This window comes from Shewanella hafniensis (genome assembly GCF_019655335.1).
Classification (GTDB): Bacteria; Pseudomonadota; Gammaproteobacteria; order Enterobacterales; family Shewanellaceae; genus Shewanella; species Shewanella hafniensis.
In genome coordinates this window covers 1-389 of record NZ_BPFD01000275.1, presented here as the reverse complement: position 1 = coordinate 389, position 389 = coordinate 1, and the positions used below count along the sequence as shown (strand labels likewise).

At 55.8% G+C, this 389-nt stretch carries 1 protein-coding gene; it reads left to right on the top strand.

The features are described from left to right. Window positions 1-389, top strand: a 389-nt coding sequence (locus tag K5Q99_RS22250) for a putative Ig domain-containing protein (RefSeq protein WP_220778174.1), incomplete at both ends; no start/stop codon positions are given.

Sequence of the window (389 nt, the reverse complement as noted above, 5' to 3'; positions counted from 1 at the left end):
TTCAACGGCCATCACAGCTGCCACTCAAGATGCGGCGTACAGCTACACCTTTGCGGCGAGTGATACCGATGTGGGTGACACATTAACTTTAAGCGCGGTGACCAAACCAAGTTGGTTGAGCTTCAATGCTGCCACTGGCGTGCTAAGTGGCACGCCAGGCAATGCGGATGTGGGCGCGCACCCCGTGACATTGCGGGTGACGGACACAGATGGCTTAACGGCAGAGCAAAGCTTCAGCATCACGGTCACCAACGTCAATGACGCGCCGACCATCGGTTCAACGGCCATCACAGCTGCCACTCAAGATGCGGCGTACAGCTACACCTTTGCGGCGAGTGATACCGATGTGGGTGACACATTAACTTTAAGCGCGGTGACCAAACCAAGTT